Source organism: Acinetobacter sp. YH16051 (assembly GCF_013417135.1).
Classification (GTDB): Bacteria; Pseudomonadota; Gammaproteobacteria; order Pseudomonadales; family Moraxellaceae; genus Acinetobacter; species Acinetobacter towneri.
Genome location: NZ_VPEN01000002.1, coordinates 135816 through 159193, shown reverse-complemented (window position 1 = coordinate 159193; position 23378 = coordinate 135816). Strand labels below are relative to the sequence as shown.

The 23378-nt window shown below is 41.6% G+C and carries 16 protein-coding genes and 8 tRNA genes; 8 read left to right on the top strand and 16 right to left on the bottom strand.

Annotation, left to right across the window (positions count from 1 at the left end; genetic code table 11):
• Window positions 1-28: 28 nt before the first annotated feature.
• Window positions 29-1255 (top strand): chromate efflux transporter, encoded by a 1227-nt coding sequence (gene chrA / locus FTV41_RS02565; RefSeq protein ID WP_179996058.1) that lies wholly within the window; start codon window positions 29-31, stop codon window positions 1253-1255.
• 91 nt (window positions 1256-1346) lie between these two features.
• On the opposite strand, the gene gltS is transcribed toward chrA, so the two are convergent.
• From gltS to FTV41_RS02550, 3 genes are all read right to left on the bottom strand, one after another.
• On the bottom strand, window positions 1347-2588 hold the full coding sequence (gene gltS, locus FTV41_RS02560; protein ID WP_179996057.1) for a sodium/glutamate symporter: 1242 nt from the start codon (window positions 2586-2588) through the stop codon (window positions 1347-1349).
• A gap of 614 nt (window positions 2589-3202) precedes the next feature.
• Window positions 3203-4513, bottom strand: a complete 1311-nt coding sequence (locus tag FTV41_RS02555; RefSeq protein ID WP_179996056.1) for a DcaP family trimeric outer membrane transporter — start codon at window positions 4511-4513, stop codon at window positions 3203-3205.
• A 400-nt stretch (window positions 4514-4913) separates the two neighbouring features.
• Window positions 4914-6098, bottom strand: a complete 1185-nt coding sequence (locus tag FTV41_RS02550; RefSeq protein ID WP_179996128.1) for a multidrug effflux MFS transporter — start codon at window positions 6096-6098, stop codon at window positions 4914-4916.
• A 251-nt stretch (window positions 6099-6349) separates the two neighbouring features.
• Between FTV41_RS02550 and yccS the strand changes: the two genes are divergently transcribed.
• The 4 genes from yccS to FTV41_RS02530 all read left to right on the top strand — a co-directional run bounded on the left by yccS (window position 6350) and on the right by FTV41_RS02530 (window position 12992).
• Window positions 6350-8524: a YccS family putative transporter gene (gene yccS, locus FTV41_RS02545; RefSeq protein ID WP_131261543.1), complete on the top strand. Its 2175-nt coding sequence runs from the start codon at window positions 6350-6352 to the stop codon at window positions 8522-8524.
• Between the two features lie 147 nt (window positions 8525-8671).
• Window positions 8672-9232: a YcxB family protein gene (locus tag FTV41_RS02540; protein WP_004977388.1), complete on the top strand. Its 561-nt coding sequence runs from the start codon at window positions 8672-8674 to the stop codon at window positions 9230-9232.
• Window positions 9233-9387: 155 nt separating this feature from the next.
• The gene (locus FTV41_RS02535) at window positions 9388-12006 is read left to right on the top strand and encodes a sulfite reductase flavoprotein subunit alpha (protein ID WP_179996127.1); all 2619 of its coding nucleotides are present in this window, start codon (window positions 9388-9390) and stop codon (window positions 12004-12006) included.
• 167 nt (window positions 12007-12173) lie between these two features.
• Window positions 12174-12992, top strand: a complete 819-nt coding sequence (locus FTV41_RS02530; RefSeq protein WP_179996055.1) for a YdcF family protein — start codon at window positions 12174-12176, stop codon at window positions 12990-12992.
• Between the two features lie 25 nt (window positions 12993-13017).
• Here the strand turns inward: FTV41_RS02530 and FTV41_RS02525 are convergent, their stop codons facing one another.
• The 11 genes from FTV41_RS02525 to FTV41_RS02475 form a co-directional block, all read right to left on the bottom strand.
• Window positions 13018-13479, bottom strand: a complete 462-nt coding sequence (locus FTV41_RS02525) for a DUF2750 domain-containing protein (RefSeq protein ID WP_004977378.1) — start codon at window positions 13477-13479, stop codon at window positions 13018-13020.
• Between the two features lie 94 nt (window positions 13480-13573).
• Window positions 13574-13649: transfer RNA gene (locus FTV41_RS02520), tRNA-Val, on the bottom strand.
• A gap of 101 nt (window positions 13650-13750) precedes the next feature.
• A tRNA-Asp gene (locus tag FTV41_RS02515) sits at window positions 13751-13827 on the bottom strand.
• A gap of 65 nt (window positions 13828-13892) precedes the next feature.
• Window positions 13893-13968, bottom strand: a tRNA-Val gene (locus FTV41_RS02510).
• A 101-nt stretch (window positions 13969-14069) separates the two neighbouring features.
• Window positions 14070-14146 (bottom strand) — tRNA-Asp (locus FTV41_RS02505).
• 14 nt (window positions 14147-14160) lie between these two features.
• Window positions 14161-14236 (bottom strand) — tRNA-Val (locus FTV41_RS02500).
• Window positions 14237-14256: 20 nt separating this feature from the next.
• A tRNA-Asp gene (locus FTV41_RS02495) sits at window positions 14257-14333 on the bottom strand.
• A 51-nt stretch (window positions 14334-14384) separates the two neighbouring features.
• Window positions 14385-14461, bottom strand: a tRNA-Asp gene (locus tag FTV41_RS02490).
• Window positions 14462-14487: 26 nt separating this feature from the next.
• Window positions 14488-14563 (bottom strand) — tRNA-Val (locus tag FTV41_RS02485).
• Window positions 14564-14825: 262 nt separating this feature from the next.
• Window positions 14826-15350, bottom strand: coding sequence for a cell wall-recycling L,D-carboxypeptidase ElsL (gene elsL / locus FTV41_RS02480; protein ID WP_131261501.1), 525 nt, complete (start codon window positions 15348-15350; stop codon window positions 14826-14828).
• Between the two features lie 9 nt (window positions 15351-15359).
• Window positions 15360-15740 carry a YbaN family protein gene (locus FTV41_RS02475; protein ID WP_004968265.1) on the bottom strand — a complete coding sequence of 127 codons (381 nt, stop codon included), beginning with the start codon at window positions 15738-15740 and terminating at the stop codon, window positions 15360-15362.
• 87 nt (window positions 15741-15827) lie between these two features.
• On the opposite strand from FTV41_RS02475, the gene FTV41_RS02470 reads away from it, so the two are divergent.
• From FTV41_RS02470 to dapE, 3 genes are all read left to right on the top strand, one after another.
• Window positions 15828-16712 (top strand): DUF1853 family protein, encoded by an 885-nt coding sequence (locus FTV41_RS02470; RefSeq protein ID WP_179996054.1) that lies wholly within the window; start codon window positions 15828-15830, stop codon window positions 16710-16712.
• Between the two features lie 120 nt (window positions 16713-16832).
• On the top strand, window positions 16833-16979 hold the full coding sequence (locus tag FTV41_RS02465; RefSeq protein WP_004968261.1) for an entericidin A/B family lipoprotein: 147 nt from the start codon (window positions 16833-16835) through the stop codon (window positions 16977-16979).
• Window positions 16980-17120: 141 nt separating this feature from the next.
• Window positions 17121-18254: a succinyl-diaminopimelate desuccinylase gene (gene dapE, locus FTV41_RS02460; protein ID WP_179994308.1), complete on the top strand. Its 1134-nt coding sequence runs from the start codon at window positions 17121-17123 to the stop codon at window positions 18252-18254.
• An 81-nt stretch (window positions 18255-18335) separates the two neighbouring features.
• Here dapE and FTV41_RS02455 read toward each other — a convergent pair whose 3' ends face one another.
• Together FTV41_RS02455 and FTV41_RS02450 are read right to left on the bottom strand one after the other, a co-directional pair.
• A complete protein-coding gene (locus FTV41_RS02455) occupies window positions 18336-18794 on the bottom strand; it encodes a hypothetical protein (RefSeq protein ID WP_004975530.1) in 459 nt (152 codons plus the stop codon).
• Window positions 18795-18797: 3 nt separating this feature from the next.
• Window positions 18798-23372 carry an Hpt domain-containing protein gene (locus tag FTV41_RS02450; protein WP_179996053.1) on the bottom strand — a complete coding sequence of 1525 codons (4575 nt, stop codon included), beginning with the start codon at window positions 23370-23372 and terminating at the stop codon, window positions 18798-18800.
• Window positions 23373-23378: the final 6 nt, after the last annotated feature.

The following is a 23378-nucleotide window of genomic DNA, read 5'->3' as shown; positions in this document are numbered from 1 at the left end:
CGCACAATTTGAATCTATCTAAAATAATATGCAACCACCTTCTTATTCCTTATTATTCTGGATTTTTCTGCAATTAGGTTGTCTGTCTTTTGGTGGGCCTGCAGCGCATTTGGTGTTTTTCCATCAGCGTTTTGTGCAACAACTCAAATGGCTAGATGAATCCCAGTATTCACAAATTGTCGCACTTGCACAACTCTTACCTGGCCCAACTAGTAGTCAGGTGGGGTTAGCGATTGGTTATTTGCAAAAAGGCTATTGGGGTGCAGTCCTAGCTTGGTTGGGTTTCACCCTACCTTCAGCGTTGTTTATGGCTTTGGTTGCAGTTTTGGGACATCAATATTTAGATGTACTGTCGTCAAATAGCTTTCACAGTATTCAACTGATCGTATTGGCCGTGGTGGCTTGGGCATTTTGGCAAATGTTGCGTAGTTTTTGTAAAACGGTTTGGCAATATGCCTTAATGTTTGCTTCTGCCCTATTTATTTATCTGGTGCCATTGAGCTTCAATCAAGTTTTAGTGATTCTGATTGCAGCTTGTTTTGGCATTTGGATGGCGAAACGCGCAGCACCAACTGCTGCACAATCATCCACCAATACAACGGCGACAGATACGCATTTTACTGCGGCACATTTACTCAAACATCGTCGTTATGCTGTATTTTGGGCAGTACTTTTTGTTGCACCCTTTATTGTGCTGTCAGGTCTAAACTGGCTGCAACCTCAATTACTCTATGCAGCCAATTTAAGTTTCTATCAAGCCGCATCTTTGGTCTTTGGCGGTGGGCATGTCATTTTGCCTTTATTGCATCAAGATTTTGTTAGCACAGGCTTAGTCAGTACAGAACAGTTCGATTTGGGTTATGCCATGGCGCAATTGGTGCCTGGCCCACTGTTCAGCTTTGCAACATATTTGGGCAGTTTGATTCCAATGACAGAATCAACGCTGCTGAATGCGACTTTAGCTACATTGGCTATTTTTCTGCCATCTTTCTTTTTGGTATTTGCGACCTTGCCTTATTGGTCTTGGTTGATGCAGCAAGCCTATATTCGTCATGCGGTTACAGGGATTAATGCAGCGGTAGTCGGTTTGCTGCTGTATATGGTGCTCGAAATGGCACAGCGTCATATTTTGAGTATTGCTGATCTGCTGTTTATTGTTTTGGTGATTGGATTATTAAAATCCAAACTACCTATTTGGCTCAGTTTAATTGGTAGTTTTCTGGTCTATACAGCATTTTTGCATTTCATGGCTTAAATGAAAAATGCTACAGATCAAATAAAAATGCCAGTTCAATTGAACTGGCATTTTTTGTGGATGATTAAATCAATCCTTCATGCTTTGGAGCTTAGCCACCAAAGAATTTTAGAATAGATTGAATCACCGCAACGTTAATTAAATCGACAAAGAATGCACCACACAGCGGCACAATCAAGAACGCTTTATAAGATGGACCATACATATTGGTAATGGCCTGCATATTGGCGACTGCTGTTGGCGTTGCCCCCATCCCAAAACCACAGTGTCCTGCTGCCAGCACGGCTGCATCGTAGTTTTTCCCCATAATACGGAAGGTCACAAAAGCTGCATATAACGCCATTGTGAGCGTTTGCGCCCCTAAAATCACCATCAACGGCCCTGCCAAATCGGCCAATTGCCATAATTTGAGTGACAATAACGCCATCGCCAAATATAACGATAAAGATGCATTCCCAAACACATCAATCGCACGGTCAAAAATATTAACTTTAAAAATACTTTCTAAGACATTACGCAGAACCACACCGCCCGCCAATGCCCAAACGAAAGTTGGTAATTCAAACATCGTGCCTTTGGCAGCGCCTGTCATAAATTCGGCAAATGCCAAACATCCAGCAAATAAACCCAAAGTAGTAATTGCATTATCTGCTGTAATTAAACGAACCTGATGCGGATATTCAAATGGAATAAACTCATTGGAATCTTGATCCGCAGGCGTATTATCGCGTTTTTCAATTTGTTCGTCGGTACGTGGTACAGCCAATTGATGACGGTTGATTAAAGTTTTAGCCAGTGGACCACCAATTAAACCACCAATAATTAAACCAAAGGTCGCACTTGCCATGCCCAGTGCCAAAGCACCTTGAATACCATATTGGGTTTCTAAAATTTCACCCCACGCACCTGCTGTACCATGACCGCCAGTTAAAGTAATCGATCCTGCAATTAAACCAATTAGTGGATCAATACCTAACAATGTTGCAAGACTAATGCCGACAATGTTTTGCAACACAATAAATGTGGAAATTGCAATCAAGAAAATAATTAAACCGATTCCGCCCTGACGCAATTTTGTGAAGTTCGCGCTTAAACCAATCGAAGCAAAGAAAATAAGCATAAAGCTAGTTTGCAATGCGCTACTGGTGGTAATGCTATAACCCCAAAATTGATTCACCAACAATGAAACAATAGCGGCAACCAAACCACCTGCAACAGGTTCAGGAATATTATAGCGTTTTAAAAAATCAATTTTATTGACTAAAAGTCGCCCTAAGAGCAGGACGATGACCGCAGCAATCAGCGTATAAAACGCATTAAAAGTAAATTCCATGGCAATATCCATATAGTGATTGCAGATTATTTTTAATATGATCAAGAACTGTCTATGCAAACCAAAGCATTTGCATCACTATGACTCTAAATCAACTAAAAAATGCCGCAATACAAAGTATGTAAACAGTATCGTATTTGACCGAAGTTTAAGAGGTATGCATTTCGCTCAACCAACCCATCCTTTGGTTTCACTCAAGCGTTATGATCTGCGTTTGCCTAGAACAAAAGAAAAGAAAGACAAAAGACAGCAATTTCACTTTCGGGGTGACTTCGAGTGCAAACAACTGAATCGGCTTAACACTGAGAGGTAATCTCATATAAGCTCCAAAATATCTGAGGTGGATAAATACCTTCCGTTAAAGATAATCAACCACTTGATAAAAAACAGCAAGATTAAAGGTCGATCATTATGCATTTTTTTTGACAAAAAGCTGCTATTTTCTGCGTTTTTTCTATAATTTTTAATGATTGTTTTCAGCTATAAGAGAAAGTTACAACATTCCTTTAAACTGGATAAAATTTAAGTTATTGAATTAATGCTATAAATTTTATACATAAAAAAACAGAGCTTAAAATTAAGCTCTGTTTTGGATTTTGCTCAAAAGTAGCGACTTAGAAGCTATAACGTGCCATAAAGCCTACGCGGTCGTCACTGAATTTATCGCCAGCAAATGTTTCACGCTCACCGTTGATATACTCAATACCTAAATCGACTGGTTTTACAGGTGAATAGATAAAGTTAATCCACGCTTGTTGTACTTTCTCATTAGCACCAGAATTATTTGCTGCACGCGCATAGTCTGTACCATCATCGGCAAATAAAGCACCGTAGGCTAAAGTTGAACGTAGTTGTGGAGAGAACTTATAGGTTGCACCCACTTGTACACCAATCGTTTCATTTTGCTCAATTTCACCATTAACTGTATTTACGTAAAATGCAGAGTTACTACCATATAAGTAGTTGCTGTTACCTTTTACATAAGATACGTCTGCAGATACTTTTAAAGGTTCCGCAACTTGATAATTCGTACCTAGAGCTGCACCCCAACCAGTTTTATCATCATTTACTGCTTCTGATTTGTAATGTTCAACCAATGCACGTGCAGAAGCTGTTCCTTTACCTTCTGCAAAGCCTTGAACTACTTTAGCAGTCAATACAGGAGCTCGGTAAGTTACGTCAGAGCTAACATTTTTCTTCTCTTTAGTATCATATATTTGTGAAGAACTATTCCCTTCTTCAGCAGAAACAAATAATTCAGTTGCAGGTGCTAATTTGTAGTTGTAACGAACTTGCGGTATACGTGTTGTACCACCACCAATATTTGTCGCAAAGTCAATCATTTCTGGTGCATGATTTGACAAGAAGTTCGATGTGGTTTGACCGAATAACCAGTTGTTTAAAGTCAAATAAGCGTGGCGAATACGTAAGTTTTCTGACTTAGAATTGTCCGAACTTGCAAAATCAACTTCAACTTTACCGCCCACTTTGTTATCACCAACAGGTGTATTAAAGTCTAAACCTAAGCGGGTGACTTTTGCGGTAGCACGTAATTTGTCACTTGCTTCTTCTTTACTTGTATGTGCTGAGTTAAAGTCATTATCCGCACCTTTAATAATATAGTTTGCATCACCACGGATCGAACCATAAATAGAAATATCTGCACCAGATTTAGACTTTAAACTGCTTAATGCACTTACAGGTGCAGCAGGCTTCGCCTGTTGTACTTGGGCAATTTGATTTTGCTGCTGTTGTTGTACTTGCTGTTGTTGCTGAATTAACGATTTTAACGCTTCAACTTCTTGACGAAGTTCTTGAATTTGTTGTTGCTCAGTTTTTGCTGCGTGTGCAGTACCTACCATTAATGTTGTAACGGCAATAGCTAAACCTTTGATCATAAATTGACCGTTGAGTAATTGACTCATTTATCTCTCCAAAATAAAACAACGCTGCATCCGTGCATGATGATTTTGTTCGTCATCTATCGATTTCACATCGAATTATAAAAATGGCTTAAAAATCAAAACACTTTTGCCAAATAGTCCAAGACACCCAAATATTTAAAATATTACAATTTGTGTCATTTATTACAGGCTTCAATCTATCAAGTTATGACGTTTATTAAAATCAGTTTTCCCGAATAAGAAATCACAATTAATCATAATTACAGATTTAAACAATTAAACCATATAAAATTCAACACCTTAAATAGGTTGATTATTCAAGTATTTACACCACCATTAGACTATTGTATATATTTCAGTTCTGTTAAAAAGCCCGATTTTTTCGAAAAAAATCACCATTTGAAAAAGTATTGACCCCAACTCAATCTGATTGAGGTTGCAAAATATGAAAAACGGCAAACATCCCAAACCCAATAAATAGCAGCATTAATACAGCCATATTCAGCAAAGCACTGCCTGTTAAAAAGTTGAGTAACACTCCACCAATCAAGCCACAAAAGAATTGCACACTGCCCATGACCGCACTGGCTGTTCCTGCACGTGCGCCTTGTTTTGCCATAGCTAGTGCCATGGCATTCGGGCCTGTAAAACCAATCCCAGACACGGCAAGAAATAAACCGATCATCACCAATGCCAAAGGTGCATACCCCAAACTACCTGCAAGCAGTAGAATGACCGCACCACTCAGTTGAATCATGCTGCCCAATTTTAAGCGTTGTAACACACCCAATTTGCCACTGATTTTTTTATTCAAAGCCGAAAACAGCATAATACCAATCGCATTGGCACCAAACACATAAGCAAAAGCTGTTTCACTCAAGCCATATTGATCCATCATGACTGCACTTGAACCGCTGATATAGCAAAACAATGCCCCACCAGTCAGACAGCCTGCCAACATTGGAAAACGAAAATCACGATCTTTTAAAATGGCAAAATATAAGGTCAGTACTTGCTGAAAGTTCAAATTTAAACGACGTTCTTTCGCCAAAGTTTCTTTAAAAAAGAAGTGCACACATAAACAGCAAATAATTCCAACGCAGGTCAGCACTACAAAAATAGCTTGCCAATTCATCCATCTAAGTACCCATGCGCCCAGCGTAGGTGCAATAATGGGCGCAATGGTCATCACAATCATCATGCTCGAAAAAGCTTGAGCGGATGTTTGCAAATCCAAGCGATCACGAATAGCTGCTCGTGCAATTACCACACCCACACAGCCACCCAAAGCCTGCAAAATACGTGCAGCAATCAGTCCCCATTCATTTTGTGCAAACACACACAACATACTGGCGAGTGAAAATAGTGCCAAGCCAAAATATAAAGGCGGCTTACGTCCAATCCGATCACTCAGCGGCCCGTAAATCAGTTGACCCAATGCCAAACCTAAAAAGTAGGCAGGCAAACTGTTTGCGACCATTTGGGTCGATACGCCAAACTCGCTTGCCATAACGGGCAAGGCAGGCAAATACATATCAATCGATAAAGGCCCAAGCGAAGTCAATAACGCCAACAATAAAATCCACGCAGTCGAATATTGCCGCATGTTGGGTTGTTGCGTAGATGGTGGCGTACTGCTTGAACTTGGCAGCGTTTTCGATATGCTCATATTTTATGATGAAATGACAGATGTACAGACAAGCTTACACGCTCCATAGTATGATTTGTTGTGATCAAAGATGAATTTTCACATATTAGGCACTCTAAACATCTCATCTACAGTTACAATGTACGCAAACCTTCATCTTGCAGCATAAATCTCTGTTTAGACAGAAAAGTTTACTTAAAGGAATGATGTTGAAACCTTGGCTGATAAAGCTCAAACAAGCGACCTATAACACCACATTTATGTATAACATCCGCATGCTCATTGCATTTGCGGGAACTGCTTTTGTTCCCTATTTTATGGGGATGCAGCTTGCCACTATTCCTTTAACTTTAGGTGTGCTTGCCGCAGGTTTGAGTGATATTGATGACCGTTTTTCGGTGCGTATTGTCAATCAGCTCTATACCTATATTGGTTTCTTTGTTACCGCCACATCAATTCAGTTTTTATTTCCGCATCCTATTTTATTTGCTACAGGCTTAATCCTGTCGTGTATTGTCTTAATTTTGCTCGGTTCGCTCGGACGACGTTATGCCACCATTTCTTATGGCTGTTTGGTGGTGTCGGTCTATTCCATGCTTGGCGTCAACCTATTTGATGACTGGTACATGCAGCCGCTGCTTTTGGTTTCGGGCGCAATTTGGTACGGCTTAATTTCGACCATCAGCTTTTTACTGTTCCCTGTTCGTGCCTTACAAGACAAACTTTCACTCAGTTATTCTTCTTTGGGTGATTTTTTATTTGCCAAATCAAATCTATTTGATGTGGATATGACTGCACCGAGTTATCAACAAAGTATCATTGATTTATCACTTGAAAATGGCAAATTAATTGCGATTTTTAACGACTTAAAAACCGCTTTACTGACCCGTTTAAAAGGCGACCGTGGGCAAAAAGATACCCGACGTAGCTTACAGTATTACTTTGTCGCACAAGACATTCACGAACGTGCCGACTCTGCACATATTGATTATCAAAAACTGGCGAAAATATTTCAGCACAGCGATATTTTATTTCGCTTCCAGCGTATTTTGTCGATTCAAGGCAAAGCCTGTAAAGATTTAAGCGAAAGCATTTTGCATCGTAAACCTTATGTGCATAACAAGCGTTTTAAACATGCTTTTGAAAATCTTAAACAGTCTTTAGAAAAACTGCGCAGTGAACAGCAATATGACCAAGTCTGGATTAATGCACTGTTTGCCTTATACCAAAACCTGAAATCAATTGATGCTCAACTGCGTAACCTTGAAACCGAACGTAATATTAAACTGGATAAATCCAAACATATTGAACAGCAACTGAAAGATGATGACTTAAAAAGTTGGGATGATATTGTCATTCGGATTAAGCAGCATTTAACCCCCGAATCGGTTTTGTTCCGCCACGCCATTCGTTTGTCGATTGTGCTGTTGATTGGCTATATTTTTGTGCAAGTCACCAATATTCAATATGGCTACTGGATTTTACTGACCGCCCTGTTTGTGATGCAGCCCAACTTTAACACCACCAAACGACGTTTACGTTTGCGTATTATTGGGACGTTGGCAGGGATTGTAGTCGGCTACACCATTTTATATTTTGTACCATCTGTAGAAGGACAATTACTGGTTTTAGTGATTAGTGGCATGTTGTTCTTTGAATTGCGCAGTAAACAATATGCACAAGCCACTGCCTTTATGACCATTTTGGCGCTGATGAACTTTAACCTAGAGGGTTTAGGCTATGCTGCAGCCGTACCACGTATGGTCGATACCTTAATTGGTTGTGCGCTAGCATGGTTTGGCGTGAGTTTTATCTTCCCCGATTGGAAATTCCGCCGTCTATCACGCACGATTCGCCGCTCACTCACCGCGCAATGTGGCTATTTGGCAGAAGTGATTGAACAATATAAAAATGGACGCAACAACGGTTTGAATTATCGTGTCGTGCGCCGTGCTGCTCATAATACCGATGCAGAAGTTGCTTCACTGATTTCAACACTCGCCACCGAACCTGATTTTGACCCCAATCAAAAAGCTCAAGCCTTTGAGTTCTTGTGTCTAAATCACACCTTTATTAGCTATATTGCTGCACTTGGTGCGCATCGTGACAAAATTGACGATCAGGAAGTCTTGCAACTGCTCGATCAAGCAATGGACGATATTCAAGGTGCTTTACTGAAAGATGAAACGCCAGATTTAAGTGCACACAACATGTTGCAAACCATTCGTCAGCGTTTAAGCCAAAACAAAGAAGAAGATCAAAAATCATTAATTATTTTGCAGCAATTATCTTTGATGATGAGTATCTTGCAACAATTAAGTCGCTTAAAACAAAGTTTAAGCCACGAACATGATCAGGACGCAACTGAACTGGCGTCTTTATAAACAATCCTGCAAACGGTCAGTGCCTACTTATTCGCCCTAAGCTGCACAAGTATTCACCGACCTTAGCATGATTTTGCGACAATATACTCACTGCATGACAGCAATTAATGCTAAACTTTTTATAGTTTTAAATTTGTTAGTTTCACTATGACCGCGAAAAGTTTATACGCCTATACCCTACAGCCTGTGATCTACGAAGTTTCTGAAGAAGAACAACGTCACGCACAACTGGTAATTTGGCGCAGTACCAATAAAATTGGCATGAAAGCATGGATTATTATGGGTGTGATTGTTGCCCTTTCCATTTTAGGCATTCTGCTATTAAAAAATTATTCGACAATTTTCTGCTGGGTTGCCATTGTCTGTGTGGTGCTCTACCTGCTCGTGCGTAAATACGGCTTGGAATGGTACGTTAAGCGAAAAATGAATGAATTTCCTGTTCAAGAAATTAAAGGGATTCGTTTAGGCGTACAGCCGCACGGTATCGTGATGCGTCAGCAAATGGGCGCTCAAGAAGGCGTGGGTGCAATTGGCTGGAAAGATGTGTATGAATGGTACAATACCCCTGAGTTTATCTTGATGAACTTCAAAGTAAAAGGTCAGCAAGGTGCTTATATTCTGCCTAAGCGTATGGACAGCAAGAACTTTTCGTTCAACACCATTCGCAAGCATTTGACTGAAGCTGCAGGCGAAGCCAAGCAAATCTAAATATCCCTATTTAAAAATAAACCTCTATCCCCTGTGATGGAGGTTTTTTTTGCTTAAAATTAAAACAATGAACGATAATGAGAATAAATAGCATTTGCATTAACTTCATCTCTGCATTATTCTGCATCACAATTCATACTCAACAACCAACGCTTATGCTGAAGAAAGCCTTTTTCCAAATTCACTGGTTCCTTGGTATTACTGCAGGACTGATCTTGTCACTCATGGGCGTGACAGGTGCGATTTATTCCTACGAACAAGAAATTCTAAAATGGATGAATCCGAACAGTTATCAGGTACAAGTTGAGCAGAAAGCCAAACTAAGCCCTGCAGAAATTTATCAACATTTTCAGCGTACCCAACCTGACTATAAAATTAATAGCATCACCGTTGCAAAAGACCCGGCTGCATCTTCAACCATCAATATTGCGAAAGAAGGTGCAAAACGTGGACAAAATATCCTGATTAACCCTTACTCGGCAGCAGTGTTGCCTGAAATTCGGGGACGTGAATTTTTCCAGTTTATTCAGCAATTACACCGCAACTTAACCGTAGGGCCTATTGGTAAACAAATTACAGCCGCATGTACCCTCATGTTGTTGTTCTTTGTGTTAAGTGGCATTTACCTACGCTGGCCGAAACGCCATTCATTTAAACAATGGTTTGCGATTAAACCACAACTCAAAGGTCGTAATTTTATTTGGGACTTACATGCCGTAGTGGGCACGTGGGTCGTGATTTTCTATCTAGTTTTGGCATGCACAGGACTGTATTGGTCGTATGAGTGGTGGCGCAATGGCATGTTTAAAGTCATGGGTGTGGAAAGACCACAAGCGCAATTGCAAGCAGATGGACGCAACAAACCTGTAAATTCAAATGCTCAAGCACTTCATCAGGCTGCGCAAACACAAACTGCAGGACGCCGCGCAAACACTACAAAACCAGCCAAGCAGAATACGCTGGATCAGGCACAAATCAATCTGGCATTGACGAAGGCATGGCAACATTTCCCGCAGCAATTGGGGCAGGATTATTCCAGTATCACTTTTAATGTGCCTAAACACGCCAATAGTGAAATTGAAATTAACTTTGTCGATGTCATTCCACAACATGAACGTGCCCGCAATAACGCAACTTTTGATTATCAACAAGCACGTATTACTCAACTTGAATTATATGTAGACAAACGGCTTAATGAAAAAATCATGAGCAGTATGCTGCCTGTGCATCGCGGTAGTTTCTTTGGGCCTGTTTATCAATTTTTAGCCATGCTTTCTGCATTGATGATGCCGCTGTTTTTCGTCACAGGTTGGATGCTGTATTTAAAACGTCGTAAACAAAAGCGTTTGACTCTTGCTGCACGTCAAAACCAGACTCAATTTCAGATCGACCCAAATGCTGCACACTGGCTCATTGTCTATGCCAGCCAAACAGGTACTGCCGAACAATTGGCATGGCGCACCGCTACTAGTCTGCAAGAAGCACATCAATCTGTCATAGTCAAAGCTCTGCAACATCTCAGCCTTGAAGACCTTAAAAACACCACCCAACTGTTATGTATTGCCAGCACCTATGGCACAGGTGATGCACCCGATTTGACCTCAAGTTTTGTGAAAAAAATCCTACCGCAAACCTGTGACCTGAGTCATTTGCGTTATGCAGTACTGGCTTTAGGTTCACGTGAATATGCAGATCATTACTGCCGTTTTGGACATACGATTGCTGCATGGCTGCAACGTAATCAAGCACATGCCTTGTTCAATACCATTGAAGTAAATAATGCCAATCCTGCAGACATACAGCGTTGGAATCAGGCTTTGGTACAGGTCACACAACTTGACTTACCAAGTATGCATATCGAAAAAACTTTTGATACATGGACCTTACAGCAACGTGACTTGCTAAATCCCAACAGTTTAGGCGCACCCGCCTTCAATATTGAACTGTTAGCACAACATGATGTGCATTGGTCTGCAGGTGATATTGCAGAAATTCAGCCTGAAAACAGCACTGCACGGATTCACGCCTTTTTAAAACAGCATCAACTCGATGCCAATACAATTCTTGCTGATGGTCAGCAAACCTTAGTACAGGCTTTGGCAGATAAAGACCTCACCGCGCCAATTCAGACATTTAAAACTGCGGATGAATTATTGGCACAACTTTCACCCTTGCCTAGTCGTGAATATTCAATTGCCAGTATTCCTTCACAACAGGTTTTAAGACTTGTGGTGCGTCAAAAATTCGATGCTCAAGGCGAGCTTGGCTTAGGTTCAGGTTGGTTAACTGCACATGCTGCACTTGGGCAAAATATCGCATTACGCATTCGCAATAATCCATCTTTCCATTTAATTGATGATGACCGCCCAATTATTTGTATTGGCAACGGTACAGGGCTTGCAGGATTAATGAGCTTATTGCATGCACGTACCCGCCTGAATTACACCCAAAACTGGTTGTTTTTTGGTGAACGTCAGCAAGCGCACGATTACTTTTATCAGCACACCATCGAGGCTTGGCAAAGCACAGGTATGCTACAACGCCTTGATTTGGCCTTTTCCCGTGATCAAGCCGAAAAAGTCTATGTACACCATAAGTTACGCGAACAGGCTGAAGAATTAAAACGCTGGATTGAACAAAATGCCGTGATTTATGTCTGCGGTAGCATTCAAGGCATGGCCAGTGATGTCGACCAAGCCTTAAAAGATATTTTGGGTGAGACTCAACTGGAACAATTACGTCAGCAAGGACGTTATCGCCGAGATGTGTATTAGGATTTGTTGACACTTTTTAAATGGCTTGCGCTGTAGCTCTATAGCTAAAACTTGGCAATTCACCCAAGTTTTATCCATAGCCTCAGCCGAAACATAATTCAGTTGAGGCAAAATTTTTCAGCAGCTTCGGCTATACTGTTTGTACAGCATCACAGTACAATAAAATTATGCAAGGCATGCAAGCAAGTCACGTACAAACACAATTTAGTCTATTTAAAAGAATATTGAGTAGCCTAATTGGATTAATTTTAGTATTGGATGGTGCCTATCTCATCAGCTTAAAGAAAATTCATTTCGGCACCGTTTTACCTGTTTTAATAGGCATGATGCTGCTGTGTTATGCCATTTTCTATACTTGGATTCAAAGCTACTTAAAACAACATACACGCTTAGATTGGCTGTGGAAATTCGGTTGGGGCGTATTTTGGCTGTGGTGCATCAGCCTGCTGATCTTTTTTACTTATATTCATTTCAGTACACAGCAGCAAAATACTGTAACCAACAATGCTAAAGTGGTGATTGTACTCGGCAGTGGCATTGAAAATGGACAACCATCGCCCACGCTCGCCAAACGACTGGATACAGCAGCCGCGTATGCCTTAGCGCATCCTCAAAGTTATTTCATTGTTAGTGGTGGCCCTGCATTTGCGGAACAACTCAATGAAGCACAGGTGATGTCTAATTATTTGCAACAACGTTATGCAATTGCAGCATCACACATTATCTTGGAAACCCAAAGCACCAGTACGGCATTTAATTTGAAAAACAGTCAGCCCTTGCTGCATACATTAGGCACAGATAAAACCCAACTGATTATAATTGTCACCAGCGACTTTCACACACCACGTGCAGCAGCCATTGCCAAACGACAAGGATACACACAGTTCAGCATGCTCAGTGCAACGACACCACTCTATACCCGCTATAACGCATGGTTACGCGAGTATTTTGCTTATATCAGTGGTTGGCTGCTGAATGAGTATTAAAAATAAAATCTAGCAAGCAGATCGCTTAATTCAAACGTATCGAGCGTGGTAAAGGAATTTGCATATCTTTAAAAAATTCAGGTTTTTGCATATACACCTGATACAAATAATTTTTTAGATCAAGTAATAACTTTTCAGGGGCAACCAATACATTCTGCCCTTCTGGGCTTAGATTCATCGAAATATTGGTGGCTTCCTGACGTAAAAATGGAATCACTTTTTCAATAAAATCTTTCAGTGAAATTTCTTCGACTTGATAATTGGCCCAATTGTCTTTAATTAACAGTTTTGCCAGACTTTTATTTTGCCACATTGCAAAAGCACGTTGCCCTGTAGGCGTGGCACAGAGCGCCCAGCCATCTTCATACAATGCAAAAACATGCCCCTGAGACACAATGGTCTCAATAAATTGCTTGTAAATATCTTGTGCATTATAAGTTTGCGTTGCTTGCTTAGATGCAGCTTTACGTTGATAAGGATTTCGCATAAGTCACGGATATTAGTATTATTATTAAATAAAAATTTTAGGCGAATTTATTGCAATACGCAAGTAATATAAGATAAATGAGGATGAAAGGATATGGTGGGCGCTGACGGGATCGAACCGCCGACATTCTGCTTGTAAGGCAGACGCTCTACCAACTGAGCTAAGCGCCCTGAATATTAAAAAATAACATCGTTATTTTTTATGATGCAAGACAAGCGAAGTACGTCGTCTTGAACTTTGAAATACATTTTTCACATCAGGGAATGAAAAATGGCGCAGCGGACGGGGCTCGAACCCGCGACCCCCGGCGTGACAGGCCGGTATTCTAACCAACTGAACTACCGCTGCAACGGTAATTGCGTTAAGCAATTAAGGTCTTTTTTGTATATATGACAAGCATAGATACTAAAATATGGTGGGCGCTGACGGGATCGAACCGCCGACATTCTGCTTGTAAGGCAGACGCTCTACCAACTGAGCTAAGCGCCCTGATAAGATCAAAACAATATTTTGTTCTGATTTTGCAAAACTGTCAAACTTTGCATTATTTCAGTTTAAGTCTATCAGGCAACCTAAACTTTTCTTTTGAATGGCGCAGCGGACGGGGCTCGAACCCGCGACCCCCGGCGTGACAGGCCGGTATTCTAACCAACTGAACTACCGCTGCATCGCAAAAGAATCTGGTGGGCGCTGACGGGATCGAACCGCCGACATTCTGCTTGTAAGGCAGACGCTCTACCAACTGAGCTAAGCGCCCTCAAAAGCAATTTATGTAAATGGCGCAGCGGACGGGGCTCGAACCCGCGACCCCCGGCGTGACAGGCCGGTATTCTAACCAACTGAACTACCGCTGCACTTACACAAAGTCACTATTGTGGTACAAACAATGGTTAAAGAATCTTAAGTGGCGCAGCGGACGGGGCTCGAACCCGCGACCCCCGGCGTGACAGGCCGGTATTCTAACCAACTGAACTACCGCTGCACGTAAGAATCTATAACGTAAAGGCTTGGTGGGCGCTGACGGGATCGAACCGCCGACATTCTGCTTGTAAGGCAGACGCTCTACCAACTGAGCTAAGCGCCCTTAACGTCTTTATCGTTTGTGAGGTGCATTATAGAGAATCTTTACCGCCTGTCAAACGCTTTTCGGCTTGTTTTCAGTTTTTTGTGACTGAGTGATTAAAAAATAGGTGATCCGCTATAAAAACAAACAAATTCTGCAAGTTATTTTAGTTTTCAAGCAAAATTAATGTGCTTTTCAACTTGTTAGCGTTGCACTCTACCTGCTCAATGTATTGGTTTTTTATGTTGCGATGAATACAACTTTATTCAATTGACTCGCACCATCAACCAAGCAACCCTAAGCTATTTAAATCTAGCTTGTGTTCAGAAATATAAACCAAGGCTTTTTCTGGAATCAGTTCAAACAATTCTAAAATATCGTGGTTACGCATCCGAATACAGCCATGCGATGCAGGAATTCCCATCGGCTCTGTGTCTGGTGTGCCATGTATATAGATATAGCGCTGAAAAGTATCGCAGCCAATGCCTTGATTAAAACCTTCTTGCAAACCACTGAGCCATAAAATGCGGCTTAAAATCCAGTCCCGTTCAGGAAATTGTTCAGCTAAATCTAAATTGTAAATTTCACCTGTCGGTTGACGCGCAATAAATACTGCATTTTCAGGTTCATTTTCACCAAATTTTAAAGCGACTTCATGCCAGCCACGTGGTGTTTTACCACTATTTTCAGTTTCACCAATGCCATTCACACCACTCGAGATGACGTAGAGTTTCTGATGCTTCGGCAAATATAAAGTTTGCTCGGCTAAATCAATCAAAATATCTGCTTGTGTGTATAAAAAAGACATTGCGCTACCCTATTCTTCTTCTTTCGTGGGCGGCTGTGGTTCAGGACGTAACCACAACCAAATACACACCACCAACATGGTGGTATTGGTAAAAATTTTGACCGCAACGGGCGCAGTTGTGAACAGCATGATCACGGCACTAATACTCATCATGATCGTTGCAAACCATTTGGCTTTACGCGGTACAGTACCATTGGCGCGCCAATCTCTGAGTGTACTGCCATATTTAGGATGATTCAGTAACCAGTTGTCCATTTGCGGCCAACCGCGTGACGATGCCCAAGCTGCTAAAATCAAGAAAACAGTAGTAGGCATACCCGGCAACAATGCACCAATAAAGCCAAGGATGACAAAGATCACCACTAAACTTCGCCATAACAAGCTTTGCATACCACTGTCCTAAACTACGAATTGCGGTAGTATAAAGCGTTTTTTAATTTTCCGTTGTAATTCTGCATTTTTCAGCATGGATTCATAATGATTGAGTTGCATCAACCCGAGCTTCTGCCCGAAGTATGGCTGACCTACAAAACCCCGCTTATCCGTCAGTTGGCTTTTAGTGTGGCAAGTCCGAATACTTTATGTGCTGTGCCTGAGCAATTGCCCATTCAACATGCTTTTGAATTCCATTCAGATACTTTTTGGCAGCAGCATTATCACGCTTATCAATCACGTTTAGCCTATTTAGATTCACATCCCGAAGCGGTTTACGATTTTTTAAATCAACTGAAAAGCACCCGTTTAGGCTTACGCTTTGAAATGCTGATGTGGTTTTGGCTGCGTGATCGTGATTATCATCCCTTCGAATTATTGGGACACAGTATTCAAATTATTGATGGCGCTAAAACTGTGGGTGAACTGGATTTTTTACTGCACAACCATGACACACAGCAGGTTGAACATTGGGAAGTCGCATTAAAATACTATTTAGCCGAAGCGGATTGCTCTTTGGCACACTGGTATGGTTTAAACCGCTCCGATACTTTGGCGCGTAAACTGAATCATTTTAGTCAAAAGCAATTTCAATTTAAGCAAGCCTTGGATGTGCCGATTCAACGCCGTTTTGCTGTACTCAAAGGACAATTGTATTTCGCCATACATCACTTTGCACAATCATCTACAACACTTACGCCACACTGGGTTAATCGCGCTCGTCGTTTAGGTCTTTGGGGGAGTGATATTCCTGCCCAAGCAGAACGGTTTTATCGCCTACAACGTCATGAATGGATTTGTCAAAATGCTCAAGCCAGTAGCCTACCGAATCAATGGTGGGGCGATGGTTTGTATTATCAAGAGGCACATTCACAATTTTATATGTATCGCGCTGCACCGCTGATTAGCTATCCCCCTTTAACACGCTGAATAACTGTTTCAACATTTTATTACGTAAGCACCATAAAAGTTGCCTATTTATTATTCTGTTTATTTCCTAAGCTAAAAAACACATCAAAATAATCTATCTAGAGCATATTGGAGATGATCATGAAAAAAATTCTAGTGACTTCACTGCTATTAACCTTTGTTTTAACGGGTTGTAATACAATTAAAGGCGTGGGCGAAGACGTATCTTCTGCAGGTCATGCGGTGAGTAACACTGCTGAAAAAACCCAACAAGAAATTCGCAAATAATTCTGAGTATTTCACGAATATCTTCACAAAAACCACAAAAAACCTTGTTCTCGGACAAGGTTTTTTCACGCTAAAATTTCACTTTTGTTGCATTATTCCCCTATTATTAGCACTTACTCTTGATAAACGTCTGAAACTCTCATGACCTCTTCTGCTACTCTGGATTTAAGCCTTCAGCTTTTACGCCAACCGTCTGTCACTCCTGTCGATCACAACTGTCAAAACCTCATGGCAGAACGCTTAGAAAAAATTGGATTTAAGATTGAATCTATGCGTTTTGACGATGTAGATAACGTCTGGGCGCGTAAAGGTACAGAAGCACCTGTCTTTTGCTTTGCAGGTCATACAGATGTTGTACCGACAGGCAATTTAGACGCATGGAATACCGATCCATTCGTACCTGAAATTCGTGATGGCAAACTTTATGGTCGTGGCAGTGCCGACATGAAAACCGCATTGGCAGCCATGGTCGTTGCCTCTGAACGCTTTGTCGCCAAACATCCTGACCACAAAGGCTCAATTGCCTTTTTAATCACTTCTGATGAAGAAGGCCCCTCTATTAACGGCACCGTCAAAGTCGTTGAAACTTTAGAAGCACGTCAGGAAAAAATGACTTGGTGTTTGGTAGGTGAACCTTCAAGTACCCATAAATTAGGCGATATTATTAAAAATGGGCGTCGCGGTTCGCTCAATGGTGTCTTGACTGTAAAAGGCAAACAAGGTCATGTGGCTTATCCACACTTGGCAATTAACCCGATTCATACCGCGTCTAAAGCGATTTCGGAACTGTGTGAAACGGTGTGGGATCATGGCAATGAATACTTCCCTGCCACCTCATTTCAAATTTCAAATATTCAAGCAGGAACAGGTGCGACCAATGTTGTCCCAGGTAACATGACGGTGACCTTTAACTTCCGTTATTCGACTGAAGTGACTGCAGATGAGCTAAAAGCACGTGTCTTGGAAATTTTAGATCGCCATCAAGTGGATTATGAAATCGAGTGGACGCTTTCAGGTTTGCCATTTTTAACCCCTGTGGGCGAATTGGTTAATGCTGCACGTCAAGCCATTCACAATGTCACAGGTGTTGAAACAGAATTATCGACCAGTGGCGGTACATCTGATGGTCGCTTTATTGCGCCGACAGGTGCACAAGTGTTGGAGTTAGGCGTACTCAATGCCACCATTCACCAAATTAACGAGCATGTTGATGTGGCTGATTTAGAGCCATTGGCAGAAATTTATGAACAGATTTTGGAAGGATTACTAACTTAAATCCAATAAGATTAGTTGCATGAAGCAGAAAAGGAACTCTATTTGAGTTCCTTTTCTATTTTACAACGGAGAAAATTGCGTTTAGATCGTCAAATTTTCTTGAATGTATTGCAAATTAGGCACATGAAAGACCTGCTCACCCATACGGACATATTGGAATACCGCAGGATCAGTCGTGGTTTGCTGGTCATCATCTACCACTTCAGAAATACGCAAGCGCAGGGTTTTAGGCATTTCATTGCACATCAAAGCAAAACGCTGCTCCATTTCATCGCCTTCAATAACCAGTGCCACGCCCATTTTTTTCTCTGGGTCATTGACCGCATAAACAGGCAATTGCGATTCGTGCCATTCCACAGTTTTAACTTGAGTGGCGTTATCCAGCGCTGACAACACAATATTTTGAGGTATCAGCATTGGTTGTTTACCATGACATTCAACAATATAAGCATCAATAAAACCGGTAGATACGGTAATTAAATGTTGCAGCTCTTGCTGACTGATTTGCCCGAGTAAATTTGGACTATTCGTCTGACTCATCGTTTACCCCTGACTAACTGCTAATAATTGTTCAATATTGGCAAGCAATTCTGCCTCTTGGAACGGTTTACCCATGTAGTGCGTCACACCCAAGCTAAACGCTCGTTCGCGGTGTTTTTCACCTGTACGTGACGTAATCATGATGATCGGCAGATTGCTATGCATGTCGTGGTGGCGTACAAGGTTAGTCACCTCAAAACCATCCATACGTGGCATTTCAATATCCAGTAACATCAAGTCAGGTTTGACGTTTTCAAGCTGCTCCATGGCATCGACACCATCTTTGGCAGTCACGATGTCATAACCTTGACGCTCAAGCAGACGTGAAGTTACTTTACGTACGGTGACTGAGTCATCCACAATCATAATTAAGCGGCGTGTATCACGACGTTGGCTATCACGTTGATCGCTGGCTTGTTTAGTACGTTGCGTTGCAAGAATTTGACGGGCAATGTTCTGACCATCCAAAATCAAACAAACTTGACCATCACCCAAAATAGTTGCGCCTGCAATTGCACCAATGCTTGAGAACTGTTGTCCAATTGGTTTCACAACAATTTGACCACGCGAACCAATCAACTGATCGACTAGTAAAGCAATGGTTTGACCTGTGCTGCCTTTAATTAACAGAACAGGTAGTGAATGACCCACATGGCTTAAACGCGGTAATGGCTGATTGCCAACGAACTCAGATAAGTAACGTAACTTGTAGTTCTGGTTGTCAATTTGGAAGAAATCTTCATTGCTGTTGAAGTAAGATTCCAAAGTGGTTGGTGCAATACGTACAATACGGTCAATTTGCGCCAACGGTACAGCAAATTGTTGATCACCAACTTTAACCATTAAGGCATCGGATACCGCAACCGTCGTTGGTACACGAATACTAAAGGTTGTGCCTTGACCTAATGTTGAATCTACAGAAACGTGACCGCCGAGCGCCTTAATCTCACTTTGCACCACGTCTAAACCAACGCCACGACCTGAAATTTGTGTAACCGATTGTGCTGTTGTAAAGCCTGGGTGGAAAATGTATTGCAGAATTTCGTTTTTATCTAAATTCTGATCGGCTTTGATTAAACCTAAGCTCAATGCTTTTTCTTTAATCTTGGCATCATCAATACCCTTACCATCATCCACAAAAGTCACCACAACATCTGTGCCTTGACGGGTAATGTTCAGTTCAATTTTACCAACTTCAGGTTTATTGGCTGCAGCACGTTGTGCAGGGTCTTCAATCCCATGGTCGACCGCGTTGCGCAGCATGTGTTCAAACGGTGTCACCAAACGCTCTAGAATGGTACGGTCTAATTCACCTTCAGTGTTATAAACCACCAGTTCTGTCGGACGGTTTAAGGTCGATGAAGTCTGACGCACAATACGTTGTAAACGTGGCAATAAACGTGAGAATGGTACAAGGCGTGTACGCATCAAGCTTTCTTGAATTTCAGCCTGAATACGTGATTGTTGTAATAACAAACCTTCGGCATCACGAATTTTTTCAGCCAAGGTGCTCTTAAAGTCCACCAAGTCCGATGCAGATTCCGCCAGAGATTTAGACAACTGATTCAACGATGAATATTGGTCCATCTCTAATGGGTCAAAGTCTGCATAACGTGAGTTTTCAGAACCATGCTTGGCAATAATTTGCGATTCCAGCTCGCCTTCCATTCGACGTAACTGATCGGCAAGACGTTTAATCGCCAATTCCATCTCATTCAACGTACCGCCTAGTTGCCCAAGCTCCATTTCAATACGTGAACGGTTAATCGAGTTCTCGCCTGACAAGTCAATCATCTTCTCGACTAAATCGGCAGAGATACGAATCATCTCATTGCTATTATCCAGCTGTGTGGTTTCGCCCCACTCACCCGACATTGCAGGTGGCTCTGTACCATCACCCTGAACAAACTCATAACTACGGCTTGGCGATAACAAGTCGGTATGCGTTAAACGCTCGGGCAATTGCGCAGATACATCTACAAACTGCATCGCCGACAAGCTAGATTTTAAGCTGTCATAATTGCTGTAATCTGCTTTGAAGATTGCATCACGCAACCACGCCAACGTGGTTTGCAATAAAGCATCATAAACATTTGAGTTAAATTGATGCACAGCAAACTGTTCAAAGGCACTTTCAAGTTGATAGGCGATTTGCGCAACAGACTCAATTTCAGCCATACGTGCACCGCCTTTTAAGCTGTGAGCCGCACGTTGTAATTGAAGCAAGATACTTCGGTCACTACGCTGTTCAAACCATTGTTTCAAGCGCTGATCTGCAGCATCCAAAATTTCTTCCGCTTCTTCTCTGAAAGTCTCAACCACAATTGAATGTAATTGCTCATCTTCAGATTCAGCACTTGCTTCAAGACTTACAGTTTCTGTGATCGGCTCAAATGCCGCAGCAGCAGCGTCTTCAAAATGTGCATCATCAGCAACAACTGCGTCATCTTCAGCTAAATCTGCAGTTGTATCTTGCAACGCTTCTACCGCCAACTCAGGCTGTGCATCAACTTCTTCTACTGCCTCAATAGTCTGTTCAGGCTGCGCTGCGGTTGTCGCACTTGCAACTGACACATCTGCATCGCCTTGTGCCAAGCTAACAATGTTGCCTAAAATTGCAATCGACTCTGGCGCAGCATAGTCCACACGCTCATCACGAATGGTCTGAATACGGTCTGCAATATCATCTTGCACCAAACGAATAATTTGAATTAACGCAGGTGAAACAACAATTTGGTTGTTAATGATACGCTCGTAAATCGACTCAAGGTTGTGTGCAATTAAACCAATATGCGTCGCAGAAATCATATTTGCACCACCTTTTAAAGTGTGCAAATAACGCATTAAGTTGTTTAAAGCCGAAGTATCGCTGGCGTCTTTTGACCAAGTATTGACATCTTCATCCATACCCACCAAAAGCTCTTCTGCTTCTTCCAAGAAGATATCCAGCAAGTCAGGATCGAAGTCTTTGTTGGCATCATCGGCATGCATGTTTTGTTGATCTGATGCAATACGTTGTGACAATTGCGCCAAATTCACTGTGCCCGAATTTTCGCTAGCAACTGCAGCAGGCACCGCTTCAGGTTCTGCAACAACTGTTGTTTCTACAGCATTGTCGCTCACTGATGTTTCAGCATCTTCAAGTGCAATTGCATCAATGTCTTGCTGCACAAATGCAGTTAAGTCATTTAAGGTTTTCTGAATGTCTTCTGTAACCGTAACACGCTGTCCCGCAGCCAAGGTATCGAATAAATGAATAAACTCTTGGTGTGCCTGTGCAAATAACTCATAACCATATTCAGAGTTAAGCAGAATTGGTTTGGCTAAAACACTGTCGTAAGCAGCTTTAAGTTCTTCAGTAAATTGATGAATACCCACAGACGCACGGTTATCGGTATGCTCTACCAACAATTGCGCTTGTGCGCTGAGTTCTTCTAAATAGCTTGGGAATTGCGCTTGCGCCAATTTATCAAATTCAAATTCGGCATCAAGTAAACGATCAATATTCAGTTCGATTAGCTTCGATACTAAACCTTGAGGATTAGAGTCTTCTGTATCGCTGGTGCTAAAGCCGTAGCTATCCCATGCTTTATTAAAAGTTGCATAGATTACATCTAAACCATCACAGTGACCTTGACGAAGTACATGCAGATAATCCCGGACAAATTCTGCATATTGCACCAACAGCGCAGTTTCTTTTGATGTAGATTCAATTTCATCTTGTACAAACGCTTTAAACAAGTTTTCAACTTTAGAACTGGCTTGAAAAACTTGATCAATTTGCGCCATAGACGAACTGCCGCGCAGTGTATGTAATGCACGGATTAAGCCATTATAGTCTTGTGAGTAAATCTGATCTTGTGCCAAGAACTGATCAATGGTCGCTAAATGCTCTTCAGCTTCTTCTACAAAAATAGCCAGAGTTTCAGCCAATAGACTCGCATCAGCAGCCTCTTCTTGTGCAACTTCTGTCTGCGGCATTTCTTCAGCAGTCATTACATCTTCAGATGATTCAACTGCTGCGACAGCTGCTGTTTCAACTGCAGCATCCGTCAATTCTAGTCCTGTCGGCATATCAGTGGCAGTCAGTTGATCTGCTAAAACCAGCAACTCTTCCAATGCAGGTTCAGGACTTTGGTTTTGCTGTAATTGTTGTCCTAAAAGCACCAATGGGCGTAAATCAAGATCAATTAAACCGACTTGCTTAAAAATTGGATAAAGCTTGTATTGATAAATATTTAAAACAGTTTTTGCGTATTTTTGAATATCAGTATTGAGTGTTACCGCACCCGAAAGCACACGGTTTAAAGTATCTTCAACCGTCCATGCCAACTCGCCCGCAGACTTCGCACCCACCATGCGACCCGAGCCTTTTAAAGTGTGAAAGTGACGACGAATAGTTACTAAAGTTTCTTGATCTGTTGGGTTCGCAAACCAAGTTGTAAATAATGGATTTAATTCTTCGAAGATTTCTTCAATTTCTTCGACAAAAATTTCAAGAATTTCCGCATCTTGCTCAAGATAACTATCTTCAGGAAGCGTCATTGTTTCGACTAAATTTTTTAATATTTCTTTCATAGCTAA